General features: G+C 46.5%; 14 protein-coding genes. 7 read left to right on the top strand and 7 right to left on the bottom strand.

What is annotated here, in order from left to right:
* Positions 1-8 precede the first annotated feature (8 nt).
* A complete protein-coding gene (locus tag IEW69_RS13710) occupies positions 9-494 on the top strand; it encodes a CinA family protein (protein ID WP_188627440.1) in 486 nt (161 codons plus the stop codon).
* Positions 495-520: 26 nt separating this feature from the next.
* Here the strand turns inward: IEW69_RS13710 and IEW69_RS13705 are convergent, their stop codons facing one another.
* Positions 521-1150, bottom strand: coding sequence for a DUF4142 domain-containing protein (locus IEW69_RS13705; RefSeq protein ID WP_188627439.1), 630 nt, complete (start codon positions 1148-1150; stop codon positions 521-523).
* A gap of 119 nt (positions 1151-1269) precedes the next feature.
* Here IEW69_RS13705 and IEW69_RS13700 point away from each other — a divergent pair, with 119 nt between their 5' ends.
* From IEW69_RS13700 to IEW69_RS13690, 3 genes are read left to right on the top strand one after another with little or no spacing between them, the layout of a single operon-like run.
* Positions 1270-2490 carry an exonuclease SbcCD subunit D C-terminal domain-containing protein gene (locus tag IEW69_RS13700; RefSeq protein ID WP_188627438.1) on the top strand — a complete coding sequence of 407 codons (1221 nt, stop codon included), beginning with the start codon at positions 1270-1272 and terminating at the stop codon, positions 2488-2490.
* Positions 2491-2501: 11 nt separating this feature from the next.
* Positions 2502-6176, top strand: a complete 3675-nt coding sequence (locus tag IEW69_RS13695) for an AAA family ATPase (protein WP_188627437.1) — start codon at positions 2502-2504, stop codon at positions 6174-6176.
* A 30-nt stretch (positions 6177-6206) separates the two neighbouring features.
* On the top strand, positions 6207-8462 hold the full coding sequence (locus tag IEW69_RS13690; protein WP_188627436.1) for a cellulase family glycosylhydrolase: 2256 nt from the start codon (positions 6207-6209) through the stop codon (positions 8460-8462).
* On the opposite strand, the gene IEW69_RS13685 is transcribed toward IEW69_RS13690, so the two are convergent.
* From IEW69_RS13685 to IEW69_RS13670, 4 genes are all read right to left on the bottom strand, one after another.
* Positions 8451-9374 (bottom strand): DsbA family protein, encoded by a 924-nt coding sequence (locus tag IEW69_RS13685; RefSeq protein ID WP_188627435.1) that lies wholly within the window; start codon positions 9372-9374, stop codon positions 8451-8453. The genes IEW69_RS13690 and IEW69_RS13685 overlap by 12 nt on opposite strands.
* Positions 9375-9516: 142 nt before the next feature.
* Positions 9517-10155, bottom strand: a complete 639-nt coding sequence (locus IEW69_RS13680) for a DsbA family oxidoreductase (RefSeq protein WP_188627434.1) — start codon at positions 10153-10155, stop codon at positions 9517-9519.
* Between the two features lie 75 nt (positions 10156-10230).
* Positions 10231-10521: a GNAT family N-acetyltransferase gene (locus tag IEW69_RS13675; RefSeq protein ID WP_188627433.1), complete on the bottom strand. Its 291-nt coding sequence runs from the start codon at positions 10519-10521 to the stop codon at positions 10231-10233.
* 91 nt (positions 10522-10612) lie between these two features.
* Positions 10613-11395 carry a glucose 1-dehydrogenase gene (locus tag IEW69_RS13670; RefSeq protein WP_188627432.1) on the bottom strand — a complete coding sequence of 261 codons (783 nt, stop codon included), beginning with the start codon at positions 11393-11395 and terminating at the stop codon, positions 10613-10615.
* 105 nt (positions 11396-11500) lie between these two features.
* Between IEW69_RS13670 and IEW69_RS13665 the strand changes: the two genes are divergently transcribed.
* Positions 11501-12625 carry a glycosyltransferase gene (locus IEW69_RS13665; protein ID WP_188627431.1) on the top strand — a complete coding sequence of 375 codons (1125 nt, stop codon included), beginning with the start codon at positions 11501-11503 and terminating at the stop codon, positions 12623-12625.
* Positions 12626-12627: 2 nt separating this feature from the next.
* Here the strand turns inward: IEW69_RS13665 and ftsA are convergent, their stop codons facing one another.
* Together ftsA and IEW69_RS13655 are read right to left on the bottom strand one after the other, a co-directional pair.
* Positions 12628-13959, bottom strand: a complete 1332-nt coding sequence (ftsA, locus tag IEW69_RS13660) for a cell division protein FtsA (protein ID WP_188627430.1) — start codon at positions 13957-13959, stop codon at positions 12628-12630.
* A gap of 327 nt (positions 13960-14286) precedes the next feature.
* Positions 14287-16080 carry a hypothetical protein gene (locus IEW69_RS13655; protein ID WP_188627429.1) on the bottom strand — a complete coding sequence of 598 codons (1794 nt, stop codon included), beginning with the start codon at positions 16078-16080 and terminating at the stop codon, positions 14287-14289.
* 128 nt (positions 16081-16208) lie between these two features.
* On the opposite strand from IEW69_RS13655, the gene IEW69_RS13650 reads away from it, so the two are divergent.
* Positions 16209-17399 (top strand): PAS domain-containing sensor histidine kinase, encoded by a 1191-nt coding sequence (locus tag IEW69_RS13650; protein WP_188627428.1) that lies wholly within the window; start codon positions 16209-16211, stop codon positions 17397-17399.
* Positions 17392-18450, top strand: coding sequence for a response regulator (locus IEW69_RS13645; RefSeq protein ID WP_188627427.1), 1059 nt, complete (start codon positions 17392-17394; stop codon positions 18448-18450). The genes IEW69_RS13650 and IEW69_RS13645 overlap by 8 nt, the downstream gene beginning before the upstream one ends.
* Positions 18451-18455: the final 5 nt, after the last annotated feature.

Here is an 18455-nt window from a genome sequence, read left to right as displayed (position 1 = left end):
TAACGCTTATGCCGTCAAAGGTTGTAGAAGATTGTGCGAAATTATTAGCTGCGCAGGAACTGAACATCGCTTTTGCAGAAAGTGCTACTGTCGGTAGAATGGCTGCTGAATTCGGCCTTACTGATGAAGCAGGAAAAATTCTAAAGGGTGGCATTGTTTGTTATGATGCCGGCGTGAAGGAAGATCTCCTAAAGGTGGATGATAAACTTGTGGAGGAATTTACGCCGGAGTCGGCCGAAGTAACGGAAGCTGCTGCAAATGGCTTACGGTCGTTCATGCCCGCTAAGATTCATGTAGCGATTACCGGACTAACCTGTCCTGGTGGAAGTGAAAGCCCGGAGAAGCCGGTGGGAACAATGTTTATCCACTGTATCTCTGATGACTTTGAGTTTTCTGATCGGAGTACTTTCACCGGTGGAAAGGAAGTCATCATCATGAAGTGTATAGAAAACTTCGCCCATTTATTAATTCAAAAAATAAGCCCTGCTAAATAACAGGGCTTATTTTTTGGCTTTAACGTTTATAGTTGTTGTGCCGCAGTATAGTGATTCTGAATTACAGAAAGCGATTTCTCAGCAAAGGCCTTTACTTTCTCTTCTCTTGTATTTGCACCGAACTTCATAAGTTGGACCGCTTTATCATGACTCTTGATCATCATGTCTTTATAGTGCTTGTCAAATGCTGCGCCTTTCATGCCTTTCATCATGTCCAGCTCTTCACGCTGCTCCTTGCTAAAGTCGCCTTTAAGAATAATCTGGCTTTCGGTTGCTAAGGCTTCCGCTTCCTTATCCATTTGCGTATGATCTTTAATCATCATCTCTGCAAAGCTTTTGATCTTCGGATCGGTAGACACCTGTAGGGCCTGCTTTGCCATGGTAATCTCCAATAAGCCGGAAGCCTTTACGCCATCCATGAATATCTTGTCGTCATCAGACACTTTCGTCTTCTGTGAAATGTTGTTATCTGTAGGTCTGTTACCACCTGGTTCAACCGAGTTGTTTAATTCTTTTGATCCGGAGCCACTCGCATCGCTTTGGAAGGTGGTGTCTTCAGTGGCATTCTGGTTCACGGCACGCGTCTCCGGGCTTTGGCAAGCCGGGAGCACAAAAATCAAGCTTGTTATAAAGCAATAGGCAATATTCTTTTTCATAGTTGTCATTTTTGTATAATAAACATTGGAATGCGCGAGAAAGTTTGTCTTTTTTGAATGGCAGGAGTACCCCTGAATATGTGTGAAGGAAATATTGCCGTAACTTAGGGAGGCAATTTATGAAGATACTACATACGGCCGACTGGCACTTAGGAAAGAAACTGGAGCAGTGTGAAAGAACCGAAGAACATCAGGATTTCTTAGACTGGTTAATTGTAAAGCTTAGCGCGGAATGCATTGATGTGTTAATCATTGCCGGTGATGTATTTGACACTGGATCACCCTCCAATACGGCGCTTGAGCAATACTACCGTTTCCTGCGCATGGTGAAAGATACTTGCTGCAGGGAAGTTGTCATCATTGGCGGCAATCATGATTCCATCAGTACGTTGAATGCGCCGAAGTCCTTGCTCAAATACTTCAATGTTCACATTGTGGGCGGTGTTCCGGCCACATTCACGGAGCAGATCATTCCCATTCATGATGCCCGGGACAAGCTAGAGCTTGTCGTTTGTGCCGTGCCATTTTTGCGTGACCGCGATATCCGGTTATCGATTTCCGGAGAAACGAATGAAGAACGGGAACAACGGATTAAGCAGGGCATCAGTGAACACTACCATCGATTTGTAGAACACATTACAACTTATAAGGAAGCCGATATCCCGGTTATCGCAACAGGACATCTGTTTGCAGCAGGCGCTTCTACTTCTGAAAGTGAAAAGGAGATTCACGTGGGCAACCTGGGGCAGGTGCATGGCGATCATTTTCCAGTGGAGTTCAACTACATCGCGTTAGGGCACATCCATCGCCCGCAGGTGGTTAATAAAATGGAGCACATCCGCTATTCCGGATCGCCAATACCCTTGAGTTTTTCTGAAAATGAGGACCGAAAGCAGGTGCTTATTCTGGAGTTTAAAGGCGGCGAATTGTTGAGCCTGGTGCCGCATGAGGTGCCTTGCGTAAGGAAGTTGATCCGTATCAAAGGGGATCTGGAAACGGTGAGACAAAAGATCCTTGCGCTGGAGGATCCTGGGCTGAAGTATCAGCCATGGGTGGAAGTTCAGGTGGAAACGCAAACTGCGATTCTGGATCTTGACCAGCAGCTATCGGCCCTGCAGGCGCAAAAGCCTTTCATCGAAAGGTTCTTCCCAAGGCAGAACCGACTAAGAACCAGCAAATCTCTGGATGTGCTGCAGCAGGAAGAAATGGCCCTAAAGGACCTTACTCCCAAAGCAGTGTTCCTGAAACGTTGCGAATCCAAGATCGCAAATGAAGAAGTTCCGGAACTGATGCGCACTTTCGAAGAAGCCTTGGAGCTGATGGGTCAGAAAATTAATTAGCGCATTGCTCAATGAAGATACTTAGTATTAAAATTAAAAATCTCAACTCTTTAAGGGCTGAGCATAAAATAGATTTTAGTCAGCCGCCATTTTCGGAAACTGGCCTTTTCGCCATTACTGGTCCTACAGGTGCCGGCAAAACCACCATTTTGGATGCAATCACTGTTGCACTCTATGGGAAAGTGCACCGGCATAATCGTGATGTTGAAGAAATCATGTCCCGCCACACCGGCGAGTGTTATTCAGAACTTGAATTCGAAGCCAAAGATAAAGTCTACCGCGCGAAGTGGTCCCTGCATCGTGCAGGTGGCAAAGCGGACGGAAAACTCCAACAGGAAAAAATGGAGCTTTCTGAACTTCGAGACAGCGAATACGTCATGATCGGTGAACATCGCGTGACGCAGATCAGGCAGCAGATTGAATCACTGTGTGGCCTGGATTATCAACAGTTCCTTAGATCCGTGATTTTGTGCCAGGGTGACTTTACGCAGTTTTTGAAGTCTTCAGACCGGGACAGGAGTTTCCTATTAGAAAATATTACGGGCACGGAGATTTATTCACAGATCTCGGTATTTGTATTCGATAAGTTAAAGGAGGAGCGTGATCGCCTGAGCGCATTACAAAATGAACTCGGCAATGTGAAACTGCTTACAGCGGAGGAAAAGCAGGAACATGAGGCCACGTTGGCGCAGCTGCTGGCGAAAGAAACGCTGTTGCGCACAGATCAGCAAAGCGTTTCCGCAAACATTTCCTGGTTAGCACAACTCGACAAGCTGGAGCAGCGGAAACGCAGCCTGGCGGCAGATTATATTGCTGCACAGGAAAAGTATGCGACACAGCAGGAGGCCTTCGAGCGGCTGAAATGGCACGAGGCAGCCTTGCGCTTTAAGCCGCAATACGAGTATATTAAGGAAATAGAAGCAGAGGAGCAGAAAACAGCAGCACAGATAAAGGCTCTTGAAGTCAGCCTACCGGCGCTTGAAGCGGATGCAAATGCAGCGGGCGCTACCCTTAAGCTTGCTACGGAACAGCTTGAACAAGCTGCAGCAAGCCTGGAGTTGCAAAATCCAATCATTGATGAAGCCATCATTAAGGATGAAGGCATTAAGGCGGTAGAAGTTAGTTTAGAAGCTGCCCGAAACGCTCTTTATGTACTGCAACCGGAAATCGTTAACATTCAGACGCAAAAGGCACATTATGAATCCGGTTTAAAGTGGGTTAACGAGGAACTGAAAGCAGTTGAAGCTTATCTGCTTGCAAATGCGGCAGATGAGGGGCTGGGTAGAGAGCGACTCGTGTTTGAACAAAAGATAGCACGGCTGGAGGAGCTCAAAACGGCTTTACTTGCTGCGGAGGCGGACCGCCTGAAAACGGAGAACCTGATTCAGCAAAGCCAGTTGCGGCTAGAACAACAGGACGTGCTACAGCAAACAGCAATAGCCAGGCACAGCGCCCTGGAGAAAGACATTACGGCCCTTGAAGCACAACTGCAACAGCGCTTAGCAGGAAAGTCCCTGGACGAGCTCGAAGCTGCGGTGGCGGGTTTACCGGTATTGGTGAACAACTACCAGCAGCAAATGGATACCGTGTCGGCATTGGTGACTTTCCGAAAGGAATATGCCGCTACGCAGGCCGAGCTGAAAGCTGCAGCGCTTCAGCAGGCCGTGGAGGAGGAGAAACTATCCCGGTTAGAAGTGGCCAATGAAGAAGCCAGGCAGCTGTTTGATGCGCATGAAAAAGTGCTTAATGCTGAGCAAAGGCTTCAGAAGTATGAAGCCGATCGCGTTCACCTGGTAGATGGTGAACCCTGCACGCTTTGTGGAGCGGTGCATCACCCTTTTGCAGTAGTAAGTCCTCAGGATAACCTTTCTGCAGCAAAGCAGGCGCTGGAAGCCCAAAGGTCCGTGGTCGACACGGTCGGTAAACAGCTGTTCGAGGCAAAGATGGAAGTGCAAAAGCTAAAGTTGACTGTTCAAGGTGCCGAAAAAGCATTACAGGAAAAGCTGAATGCCGGCATGACGCTGAAAACCAAGTTCGAGACTTTGAATGCTGAACTTCCCGCTGCGGTTGGCGATAAAGATGCGTCATTGATTGAAGCACTGATGCTGGAAACCAGGCATAAGTGGGAGTCGCTAAGACAGACCCTGCTGACTGCTAAGCAGCTGAAGGAAGACATGATCAGGCAGCAGAAGCAGTTGGATGATCAGAAATTGACTACCATAAACCTGAAGAACGAGTCCGCCTTGATTCATGGTGATATCAAGAATTACCAGGAACATATCAGACGTGTTCAAACCGTTACCACACAGCTGCAGGAACAGCAGGAACAGGTTGTTCAGGAGCTCCGTCAGATGCTGGAGGGCTATCAGGTATCATTCGACCTGCAGCAGTTAGCTACAATTTCGAGTGCTTTAAAGGTCCGTATGGAACGATACCAGGAGGCGGAGCAGCGGTTGAAGAAGCTTACAGAGGAGGCTTTGATGCTAAACAAAGCACTGGATCCACTTACTTATGCGCTTCAGGAAAAATTAAAAGCTGCAGAAAAGCTCCAGGAAGATATCGCAAGGATTGGTGGCGAATTGCTGGGCCTGCAGTCCGCCAGAAAGGCATTGTTCGGTGATCGAGATCCCGTTGCAGAGCGAAATCGTTTAAACCTGGAGCTGAAGAAATTCGGCTCGACCAGAGAACAAGCGATGAACGTACAGCAGGAGAAGCAAAGGCGCCATTCAGAAGCGTTACTGACACACAAGCAGCTTGCTGAAAGCCATTTATCTTTGGCAGAAAAACTGTCTCGTTTGCAGCATGCTTTGGTGACGCATTTGGAACAGGAAGGCATTGCCGGCCTTGCCGCACTTGCTGACTTATTGCTACCCGATGACGTCGCAACATCGCTGAAGGCGCTAAAAAAGGAATTGGAAGAAAGTCTTAGCACCACACAGGAGCTTATTAAAGCGAATGCTGCGGATCTTAATTCGGAGCGTGAACGTGCATTGACCAGCAGCACGTTGGAAGCTTTACAGCAGCAGTTTAAAGAATTGGGCGATGCGATATCTGTATTAAACCAGGAAATTGGACGTATTAAAGGCATTTTTGCCGCTGATGAAGCAACCCTGAAGCAACATGCCAGCATCACTGGTAAAATCCAGCTGCAACAGCAGGAGTTTAGTCGTTGGAACAGATTATGTAACCTCATCGGCTCTGCGGACGGAAACAGCTTCAGGATGTTTGCGCAGGGGCTCACTTTGGCTCGACTTACAGAACTGGCGAATAAACATCTTGCTCAGCTTACGGATCGCTACAGTATTTTGAAGAGCAAAGACAAGGACCTTGGCCTGGAGATTGAAGATCACTATCAGGCCGATGCCACACGACCAATGGCGACACTCTCCGGTGGTGAAAGTTTTCTGGTGAGTCTGGCGCTTGCCTTAGGATTATCCGACCTGGCTAGTCACAAGGTGCAGATCAATACTTTATTCATTGATGAAGGTTTCGGCACCCTGGATGCGGATACACTTGATGTGGCCATTTCTGCTTTGGAAAACCTACAGGCAAAAGGGAAGTTGGTCGGGATCATCTCCCACGTGGAAGCGTTAAAAGAACGGATCGGCACGCAGATTCAGGTGGAGAAACAGCCTGGCGGCTCAAGCAAGATTAAAATACAGCACTACGGCGTGATCATGAATTAAGGCACGCTTGTTATTTACTTAAAAACATACATGAACTTCAATAAGACACTACTTGCTTTACTATTTGTGCCTCTGCTTACAGAAGCGCAGCAAACGAAGAAAGCAAACGAAGTATATATCGACAAAACCGGGATCATCAGGCTGCAAGCCAACAATAAGGAAGCAAGCTATTTCGGCGTGAACTACACACTTCCTTTTGCCTACGGCTACCGGTCGCACAAGAAGCTGAACATCAATATAGAGCAGGCAATTGACCGGGATGTTTATCATCTGGCGAGGCTTGGCATAAATGCCTTTAGGGTCCATGTCTGGGATACGGAAATCAGTGATGCTGCGGGCAACCTGAAGGAAAATGAACACCTACGCTTGTTCGACTATTTGATTGCAAAGCTCGAGGAGCGGGGCATCCGCATTTTGATTACACCTATTGCATTTTGGGGTAATGGCTATCCGGATGAGGATGAGAAGACCGGGAGTTTTGTAGAACGTTATACCAAGGGGGGCGCAGTGGTTGAAGAGGCCGCTTTTGTGGCTCAGGAGCGGTATCTGGACCAGTTCTTCAGACATGTAAACCCATACACCAAGAAGACCTATGCTGAAGATCCATTTGTAATTGCGACAGAGATTAACAATGAACCTAAACATAGTGGGCCGAAGTCACGCGCAACGGAATACGTAAACCGGATGGTGGCTGCGGTGCGGAAAACCGGCTGGACAAAGCCTGTATTTTACAACATCAGTGAGTCACCAAGCTATGCAGATGCTGTTGCAGCATCCACGGCGGATGGATTCAGTTTTCAGTGGTACCCTACAGGACTTGTTGCAGGACATGAGCAACAAGGCAACCTTTTACCACATGTAGATCGATACCAAATTCCTTTTGATACCATTCCTGCGTTTAAACATAAGCCGCGCATGGTTTATGAATTTGAATCTGCCGACGTGCTTAAGCCTTACATGTATCCGGCAATGGCGAGGAGTTTTAAGACTGCTGGTATGCAGTGGGCTACGCAGTTTGCTTATGACCCATTGGGCACTGCTTATGCAAATACTGAATACCAGACCCACTACCTGAATCTGGCTTACACGCCGGCTAAGGCGATTAGTTTACTGATTGCTTCAAGGATTTTCCACCATATGCCAGCTTACAAAGACTATGGCAGTTTCCCGGAGAACACCAGCTTTGCGGGTTTTAAGCTTGATTCAAAAGCAGCGGCAGCAGAGATGAACACCGCTTCGGAATATTATTATACCAGCGGATCGGAAAGTAAGCCCGTGGAGGCAAAAGCGCTGCAGCACATTGCTGGGGTGGGTTCATCTCCTGTTCTGAAATACAGTGGCAACGGTGCCTACTTTTTAGACAAGGTTAAAGCAGGTGTGTGGCGCCTGGAGGTGATGCCTGATGTAAAGGTACTCGCAGATCCATTTGGAAAGAACGAGTTGGATAAGCCGGTAAGGACCACCGTTTGGGCCAGTCACGATATGGAAGTTGTGCTGCCCGACCTGGGCGAAGGTTTTAGCGTACTTGCGTTGAACGCTGGAAACAAACACCAGCCTACAGTAAATAGGGGTAAGTTTAAGATTACGCCGGGTACGTATTTGCTGCGCAAAAAAGGTCTGGCTTTTACAGCTTCCGCACAGACGAAGGTTGGTGTGCTGGGCTTGAACGAATTTGTGGCGCCCGAGGCAGTTTCCAAAGCTACTGATGTAGCAGCGGCGACTTCGCTTCTGAAAGCAAAGGTTGCTGCAGATGGCACTCTGCCACTGTTTGATGGTACGGTTGCAGCTTCGAATGTTGTCGTTTATGCACCCTCTTGGGAGACTGATCCTTATGCATTTGTAAACGAAGCAGGTCAGCATGCACATCTAAGCTTAAAGCACAAACCATCTGGCACAGGTCAGTTGGGTGGTGTTCAGGTTAATTTAACTGATGTCGTGGATAAAGGTTCGCTTTCATCAGCGGATTGGAAAACGCTAAGCGTGAGGATTTCAGGCGATCGCGAAAGCAGGGCAAAGGTCATCCTGGTAGATGCGCGGGGGAATGCCGTTTCCGGGCTGATTAACATTGGGCGCAGGACAGTGGAAGTTCCTGTAGCAGTTCAGGCGATGAAGCCAGATGAGTTCATGCTACTACCACGACCTTACCCGGGCTTTCAGGCTTTGTATTTCAAGGGTAGTGGCAAGGAAGCCTTCAAACTTCAGGAGCTTGAAAAGATTCAGGTCCTGCTATTGGGGGATGATCAGGCCAATGAGGTTCGAATTGAAAGTATTAAGTTAGTTCGTTAGCTTTTTCAATCGCCATAGGTAACCGTTCTTCGATTGGAACCGGTCTAAACGGTCCAACTCGAAGAGCTGGTTTAAAAAGGTTTCCGCCTCCGGCATGTTCTTATGGGTAAGAACCGCGTATTCTTTAGTGGTTAGCGTAGGGTAATGGCTGAAGAGATTGAGGTAATTGGTGTTAATGGGTTTTTTCGAGGCTTTGGGATTCCATTTCTGGATGGCCTGCTCAAACTCTTCATAGGGTTTGAAGCCATATAGCAGGTATTGGTCCTGATTGGCATCCGTGAAGAGGATAGAGGGAAAGCCTTTAATGCCCAGGCTTCTGGCAAGCTTAACATCATCCTCAAAGGCTTTTATTGCAGCACCCTGCATGTCTTTGGCGAGTTGTTTAGGATCTAATCCACACTGTAATGCTGCGGTTTGGAGGTGTTCTAATCTGGTGGTATTGATCTTTTGCAGGAATACCATTTCTTTGATCTTGCGAAAGAACTGCAGTGCTTTGCAAGGATTCTGCAGCTGTGCTGCTTTAAAGGCAATGGATGGTGGAAAAGAAGAGTCTAATGGATCATGTAGCCAAACATCACCATCAATAGGCATATCATAGTATTGGCTTGCTTCGTCCCAGTGTACTGCTACGTCTCCAGGTGTGCGAACATCTTTCCCTTTGTAGGATGTCCAGCTTTCCAGCAGTCCGCCCATCTTGTATTCAATATTGAAGTAATCGCCATATTCAAGCTTCAGCTTGCGCAAATGCGGTTCAATGCCCCAACATGATGAACATATCGGGTCAGTGAAGTACATAATACTGATCTTGTGGTCAGGAATGATGATGGAATCTGCTAAAGGAAGATTGGTTTGTTTGGGAAGACTGCAGGTTCCAGTTTCTAATTCGCAGAAGAAGTTATTCTCTTCACTCATTGTCCTATAATTTGGTTATATATTTTTTAGCAATACTCTATTATGTTAAAAAATTAAACAAATGGTTAGGGTTCATGTGTGTGAATCGTGCTCAAGATAGCAAATTCTATAAATACTTTTCCGGATTTTAAACTTTAAAAGATTAAGTGATTGATTCGTACGCTTTTTCGAGGGTTTGGAGAAAGATCTCTGGCGCCTGTGCACCGGAAACGGCATATTTATCATCAAAGACGAAAAATGGAACACCACGAATGCCGATACGCTGCGCCTCCAGTTGATCAATCCGCACTTCGGCGTCAAAATCATCACCATTAAACAGGGATTGAACTGCAGATGCTGAGATCCCGATGTTTTTAGCGGTTTCTGTTAGAACCTGTTCATCATCAATGTTTTTGCCTTCCATAAAGTGGATTTTGAAAAGCGCTTCTTCAATTTCGTCACCAAGGTTTAAGGTTTTTGCAAGCTGGATAACCCGGTGTGCTTTAAAAGAATTTGCAACTACAGACTGGTCCAGTTTGAAATCCAGACCAACTTCTGCAGCAACCTGCGTTACATTGTTAAACATGTCGACAGCCTGTTCTTGGGGGATGCCTTTGGCTTTTGAGAAATATTCGTAGATGTTGGTGTCTGCTACGGTTTGCAGATTAGGATCAAGCTCAAAACTCTTCCAGGTGATTTTCACTTCGTCTTTATGCGCGAAAGCGGCAAGTGCGGTTTCAAACTTTCTTTTTCCGATATAACAAAAAGGACATCTTACGTCCGACCAGATTTTAACTTCCATGTGTATAGTTTAGGATTTCAAAGGTAATGGGTTTGGGAATTGGCATTGTTGATGGCGTGCAATATTGGCTTGTCTCTATTCTGGCGCAACAATGCGCGACCATTCCTGATGTCTTTTCAGAAATGCCCGCACGTAGGAACATGCAGGCACGACTTTCAGATCCTGCGCTTCGATGTATTGGAATGCTTTTTCAACCAGGTCGGCAGCTATGCCCTTGCCTTCCTGTGATTCAGGTACTTCCGTGTGCATCAGGTAAATCTTCTCACCTTCAATTTCATAACCGATGAAGGAACGCTGGCCTTCAACCCACAATTCTAACGCATGTTGCGTCTTGTTATCTTTAAGTTCAATATCTGGATACTTCATGTTCAGCAATGTATAGTGACTTTAATGTCTGCTATTAACAACGGCAAGGCGATATTGTGTTGGATTCTGGTGCTTGTTGGCGTTGATCCGCTTAATAGGCGTTAGATTGTCCGCCATCAATCGCAATGATCTGTCCGTTGACGTAAGCACAGTCATCACTCATAAGGAACACCACCAGCTTTGCAACTTCTACCGGCAAGCCCAGACGTTTGGAAGGGTTTTGCTGCGAGAATGCTTCTTCTGCTTGTTTCGGGTCCTGGGGGTTCATTTGTTTGAAGGCCTCTTCAACCATTGGCGTAAGGATAGCACCTGGTGCAATCGCGTTAACAAGAATTCCATCCTGAGCATATTCTAACGCTGCAGTTTTCGTAAGCCCGGACACGGCGTGTTTGCTTGCAACATAAGGACCTTCATTCAACACCCCGCGAATGCCGCCTACGGATGTCGCATTTACAATGCGCCCGGATTTCTGACTTTGCATTATTGGAATAACATACCGCATACCGTAATAAACACCCATGAGATTGATGTCAACAACTTTCTTGAATGACTCCATGTCATAATCAGCAAGCTTTGCCTGTTTCCCCTCAATGCCGGCATTGTTATAGAACCCATCAATTCTGCCGAACGCAGAAAAGGTTTGATCGACATATGCTTTTACCTGGGATTCATCAGAAACGTCTGCTGTAATGATCATAATCCCGGCGTCCGGGAACTCTGCTGAGAGTTGTGATTTCGCTTCCCCTAATGCTTGATCATTATAATCTACAAGGACAAGTTTTGCCCCTTCCTTGGCACATTCTACTGCGGTTGAAAGCCCAAGACCCATTGCTGCACCGGTTATTACAATTACTTTTCCTTCTAGTTTCTTCATAGTTCCTACAATTATATACGTATAAATTCCTCTTTTAGCTAAGTTACACTAAAGTAGAAACAATCCGCTATGATAGCTGTTCAGCATAAGATTTCAGCACATGTTATGGCAAACAAGAGACAACGCATTTTATTCTTCCCATTCAACCTGCTTTCGCACTATCTGCGATGTCTGGTTCTGGCAGATTCGTACAATAAAGCTGACTATGAAATTAAGTTCCTAAGCTCTGATCAGTATAATGGTTTTGTTGAGGCTCATGGCTATGATGTTTTCTCCTGCCAGGGTTTTGACGCAGAATACGTAATGGCCTGCACAAACAACTTCAGCTTTGACTGGCTGAATGAGAAAGATCTGGAGCGGGTGCTGCTTGGACAGGTGAAATGCATCAACGCGATGAAGGCCGATGTGGTCATCGGCGATGTTGCGCCTACATTGAAAATGGCTGCTGAACTTTCGGGCGTTAAACATATCAGCCTGGTGAATGGCTACATGACGCGGTATTATGCGGCGACGCGAAAGATTCCAAAGAAGCATAAAGCCTACGAACTTATACAGCAACTGCCGCCCCGGTTTGCAGATGCGCTGACAACAATGGGGGAAAAGCTGGCTTTTCGCAAAATACAGGCGCCATTTAATGGTTTGCGGAAGAAGTATGGCCTTCGTCGTGTTAATGACTATCTCGAAGAGCTTGAAGGAACGGAAAATCTGATCTGCGACATGCCCGAACTGTTTCCCCAAAAGTTTTTGCCCCAAAGCTACCGCTTCATTGGACCGCTGATCTACCAGTATCCTGAAGATCAATGTTCCTGGTCGAACCTTGCAGAAATGGAAAAACCAATTATCTGTGTGTGTATGGGAAGCACTGGGGACTGGGAAAGCTTAAGGTTTTTGAACGATCCATATTACAACAAGTATACGATCATCACCGCAGGTGATAAGGCCAGAGTTTTATCTGCCCCGCATATCCTTGCCCGCGACTTCATTAACCTTAATAAGGTGCTTGAAAAATCAAGCCTGATGATTTGCCATGGCGGGAATGGCACAATTTACACGGGCATATCAAATGGTGTTTTCATGCTGTGTCTGGCGAGTCACTTCGAACAGGATTATAACATTGAAGCCTTGGAACGCCAGGGTTACGGGAAGTCTGCTGCAGATTTCCAGGAAAGCGACTGGAAGGCAGAGATCTGTTTCCATTGCGAACGTTACAAGATCAGGCAGCCTGCATAGCATTAGGCTACTTTCGTTAGTCCCATCTTTAACAATCCAATGCTCGTGGCGTACGCGGGTGAAGTCAGTTTCTCTGCCCATTTTGATGGTACAGCACTTTTCTGCAGGTGTAGGGTAGGACTTCCGCCATGGCACTTCAAGCCGGTAATCTGCTCACCAAGCACACGAAGGTTGGGCAGATTAGCATCTCCCCCTGTGAAAACGATACCGCAGGTCAGGCAACGCCCTTTTAATGCTTCTTCAATTCTGTTGTAGGCAAGCCCAATCAGTTCTTCCATTCTGGACTGGATGATCAAGGCTAAATCTACCTTGGAGATAAATTTATCTTTAGTGCCATTAAGGATTTTATACTGGATGATTTCACTGGGATCAATTTGCTCTGGAAGCACAGAACCATAAACTTTCTTCATGAGCTCTGCCTGTTTGCTGCTTAGGCCAGTAAATTCTTTAATATCTGCATTGATGGTATTTCCGCCCAAAAGGATTGTATCTGCATATCGCATGATGCCATGCTTGTAAACCGATATGCTGGTTACCGCTGCACCAATGTCGATCACAGCGATGCCTTCTTCTTTTTCTTCTTCACAGATTACCGCTTCCGCAGATGCGATGCCCGTAGGATAGATATCCTTTACGCCAACCTGCGCTTGTCGCACACACTTCTGGAGGTTTTGTAGGCCTGTTACCTCGCCAGTGATGACATGGAAATCAGATTCAAACCGCTGCCCCGCCATCCCGATCGGGTCACGAATATCCGGTTCGTCATCTATGATGAAATGCTGCGGTTCGAGGTACACGATCTGTTCTCCGGGAGGATAGGGGTTGCCCTGCATCTCTTTTTTAAGTCGGATGATATCTTCGTTACCAATTTCATGGATCATATCTTCACGGATGATTACACCCCGTTGGTCCAGGTTATTGCAAAGGCCAGAATAGTTTGTAATGACCTGATTCACCTCAACATTCGCCATGGTGATGGCCGAGTGTAGTGCTTCACGGATGGCCGCTGCAGTTTTGGTAAGATTCACAACGGAACCGCGGATCAAGCCTTCAGAAGGCACTTCGGCAAAGCCCAGGATTTCTACCTTCTGCTGTGCATCAAGCCGGCCAACTAGTGCAACGATCTTGCTTGATCCGACATCAAGTCCGACGGCAATGCCTTCGGCATTCTCTTTCAGGATGATCTCTATCGCGGACTCTGGGGCTGCTGTTTTTGTGTGTTCTGGTCCATGTTCATGTGCAGCTTCCCGGTCATCACCCCATAGGGACTTAAATTGTGGAAACTGGCCGGAACTCAAGTTCTCAAATATTCCGAGCAGGCCTTTTTTCTTCATATAGCATGAAGTATAAATAAACTTCTTAATACAAACGAATATTTTCTGCAAAAAGTTTTGGTAGAAGCCTTTTAAAGGCCGTTTTAACTGTGAAAAAACGAGATGATGGGGAGTAGCATTCGCTTGTGTTATTGCAGCTTACAGGAGTAAACACAAAAACACAGACTTCTCCGGATGTTTCCCAATATTAAATCCTTTGAAATCTGTGTTCGCACCATGCTGAGGGCTGAAATGAATCCTACTTCCGCTGCAGTTAATCGTGTAAAAACAAGACGTACAATATTTTAATCTGCTGGTGTTGAATATGCAACGGAGGGTTGCATAATATTATACAGGGCAAGTTGTCTGTGATAACCCCAAGAGGGTTTGTTCAGCTTCTGCCAGTTGTTGTTCCATGTTCCCGACAAGCAAGGTTGTTCGCGTGCTCAGCTGCGGAAGCATATTCTTGTAGTAGTCAATACCCTGCTGTAGTTGGTTCGAGAACTTCGTCCAATACTTTTGCTTCTTGTCGTTTAAAACCTCTACCTGCGTCTTCATGTCCTTTTTCAGATAGTCAAGGTACAGGCGAAGTTCGTTCACAAAAAGGTTTGGGCGCGTGGCATGTTTAAGCAGGTCAATACGGCCATATATATGATCAATCATCTCTTTCAGGCTGTATTGGCCTGAAAAGTAGGCCAGGTTGGGACCGGGGCAGATACTTACCGCATCCCGCTCCTTAGGTTCTAACATGTGGTTCTTAAGGTAAGTGGAAGCGCAAAGCCCTTCGCATAGGCATACCTTTTCAGTAATGGCATTAAATTGCGCCTGATAAGCCGTGTCTGAAAGTTCTTGCGCTTTCAGTTGATTGATCTTTAGGTTCTGGTACTCCCGTGAAGCCGTGCAGATGGGTTGTTCCGTGAATTCTGTATTTGTACAAAGGAACTTCTTTTTACAGGGGCTTCCAGGGCGGCCTTTTTCTATGCGCTCTAACCTTAGCTGTTCAGCACTACTGTGTCTGAAATTGTTAAACAATACCCCTAAAGGTGAGGCATTACTGATGTAAAAGTCGCGTTCTTCAGCGGTAATTAATGCCGCTAGCGTTTTATCATCCACATTGGTTGCTTCGGGCACCAGCAGGAACGGACTTCCCCAGCCGGCTGCATCGAGATTGTAGTACTGCATCAAGAATTGATGCTCTTCAGCCGTGCCAATGCCGCCTTGATACGTTACGGTTTGTTTGGGTTGCTCCGGGACAGAAAGCCCTTTACCCGCTAATGCAGCAAGGTAAATCTTCAGGATATCATCATAAAGGATGGCCCGGTTTTGTTTGAATTCTTCGAGTATTGGTCCCATCAGCAGTCCGTCGGTAGCAAAGGCGTGACCGCCGCAGTTTAGACCTGACTCAACCCGAAACTCACTTACCCAAAGGCCTTTTTTCGCGAGCATCTTCGCTTGTATAATCGCAGAGCGATAGTCGCTTACTTTTAAAATTATCTTCTTTACAGTTTCCCCACTAACAGGAAAAAAGGACTGGCATTTTTCCATATAGGCGTACAGCCTTGGATTAAGCCCTGCAGAGATCACTACAGCAGAAGTGAGGGTACTTTCTTCGAAGCCACGCATGGCGGCCAGCGCATCAGTAAAGTCATCACCTGCGTAAAGCCCATCTGGGTTGTAGTTCGCTTTGTCCACCTTAGACATGATGTTCACATCGATACTACCGGGTTTTATTGCGCTTTTCAGCGCATTCGCGAGTGCTTGCTTTGCTTCGCCGTCAGGAAGCGCGATAAAGCGCTCGTACCTGGATTTAAGTGTTGAAGTTGCAGGTAAAACCTCAAAGTAAGTACATAAGTCACTACCAGGGATAAAGTCCTGCTTCTTCATTTCTTCAACCTGTTGGTTGACCAGCAGTTCCAGTAAGTTCAGATAGGCGGTGATCCGCTTCGCACGACTGTCGGGATCTTTGACACCGATCGGGGTATAGGGGAGCTGATTTAGCGAGCTGTGGTATTTGCGCATACGCTCGACGAGTTCATCATCAACGATAGATACCACGGATGATATACCAAATCGGGCAACTTTCAAGGGGGTATCGATAGAATAACCTAAACCTAAAACGGGGATATGAAATGTATGACTCATGAATAATTGTATAGATTGTGGCAAAGAAGCGCACAATTTCCAGGATAAAAGATGACCCAGATCACCTTTCCGGCATGATCGTAATCAAGTTTCCCGGCAAAGCAAAAATTCTATATTTGTAGCAACCTATGGAAAAAGCAACCTTATTAAAAGCGATAATTGAGTCTGCGATAGATGGTATAATCACCATCGACAATCGTGGTTTAATTGAAAGCCTCAATCCTGCAGCGCTGCGGTTGTTTGGTTACGATGCTGCCGAAGTGATCGGTAAGAACATTAGTGTATTGATGCCGGAGCCAGATAAGTCGGCACATGATGGCTACCTTGAGCGTTATGACCGTACCGGCGAACCCCGGATCATTGGCAAAGGTCGGGAGGTACGTGGCCTTCGTAAGGATGGTACAACATTCCCATTCCGCCTTGCGGTGAGTGAGGTACAATATGAGGATCGCAAGATATATACCGGCTTTGTGCACGATCTCTCGAAAGAGAAAGAGGCTGAAGAACAACTCCGGGAGTATGCAGCCAAACTAGAGGAACTTGTTGACGAGCGTACCAATTCATTAAAAGAGTTGATAACCGCTTTGCGTGAGGCCAAAGAAGAGGTGAGTGTATCACTTGAAAAGGAGAAGGAGCTTGGGCAAATGAAGAGCCGCTTTGTTTCTATGGCCTCCCATGAATTCCGGACGCCACTGAGCTCAGTTCAGTTGTCGGCATCCTTAATCCAGAAGTATGCAGAGCCATTTGACAGCATCCCCATTAAAAAACATGTTAACAAGATCAAGAATGCCGTAGGCAACCTAACAACCATCCTGAACGACTTCCTATCCCTGGAGAAGCTTGAAGCTGGGCGTGTGGAAGTTAATCTAAGCAACTTTGATCTGGTGAAGCTATCCGAAGAAGTTACGGAAGAAATGCAGATGATTGCCAAACAGAACCAGCACATCATTTATCAGCATACCGGTGCGAAAAGCATGGTACACCTCGATCAGAACCTAATAAAGAACTGCATGATAAACCTCATAAGTAATGCAATCAAGTATTCAGGAGAAAATACCTTCATCGAGTTCAACACCGAAATCAACGAAGAGGGCTGCAAAGTGATCGTTAAAGATAATGGGATTGGCATACCGGAGGCCGACCAGGTTTACCTGTTCGAGCCCTTCTTCCGCGCGCACAACACGGGGAACATACCTGGAACGGGTCTGGGCTTGAACATTGTCCGTCGCTATTCCAATCTGATGAAAGGCACCCTGCAATTCAAAAGCATTATAAACCAGGAAACTACATTCATACTGTCGTTCGAAAATCATGGATAAACGAAGAATACAAATTATTGAAGATAACGATGACATCAGGGAGAGTATCATTGAGATACTTGAACTAGCGAATTACGAAGTGATCGCAGCAGATAATGGTAAAACCGGCATTGAGCTTGCCAACCAGCATTTGCCAGATCTCATCCTTTGCGACATCATGATGCCCGAACTCGACGGCTACGGCGTATTGTATTTGCTGGGCAAAAATCCGCAAACCGCTTCCATACCATTCATCTTCTTAACTGCAAAAGCAGAGCGGATAGACATGCGTAAAGGCATGGAGATGGGTGCAGATGATTATCTTACGAAACCCTTCGACGACATGGAACTGCTCAATGCCGTGGAGAGTCGTTTAAACAAAAAAACAAAACAGGAGGCTTATTACAGTAAGTCGCTAGACACCATCGATGGTCTGATCAGCAGTACCTCTGGCATGCAGGAGCTCAGCAAGGCTGTAGCACAACGGAAAGTGCGTACCATCAAGAAAAAACAGGTTATCTACTATGAAGGGGACTCTATTGCCGGCATCTACCTGGTGGTACAAGGCAAGGTGAAAACCTACAAACTTACGCCCGACGGCCGCGAGCTCATGGTTGGCATTTACACAGACGATGAGTACTTCGGCATCCCTTCGTTGTTGTTGAACGAGCCACATGCAGAAACCGCAGAGGCGATGGAAGATACGATGATCTGTATGCTGCCCAAAGAGTTGATGGAAACACTATTGGGTAAATACCCCGATATTGGCAGACAGTTCATCAAAATCCTGTCTAACAATTTGTTGGACCGGGAGCAGCAGTTGCTTCAGCTTGCATACTTCTCTGTACGTAAGCGCCTGGCGGAAGTACTCATCCGGCTATACAAACAAGAACAATCCACCAATCCGCTAAACATAAAGGTGTCCCGCGACAACCTTGCCGCACTCGCCGGTATGGCCACGGAAACGGTAAGCAGAATATTGAGTGACTTTAAAGCAGAAAACATCATAGAACGCAAAGGCAGTCACATTCAGATATTGAATCTGCAGATGCTGCAGGAGATGAAAAACTGACGAAG

Origin of the sequence: Pedobacter quisquiliarum (assembly GCF_014642175.1) — a bacterium.
Classification (GTDB): domain Bacteria; phylum Bacteroidota; class Bacteroidia; order Sphingobacteriales; family Sphingobacteriaceae; genus Pedobacter; species Pedobacter quisquiliarum.
Note: the sequence above shows the minus strand (reverse complement) of the source record. Positions and strands in the feature narration are given on the sequence as shown.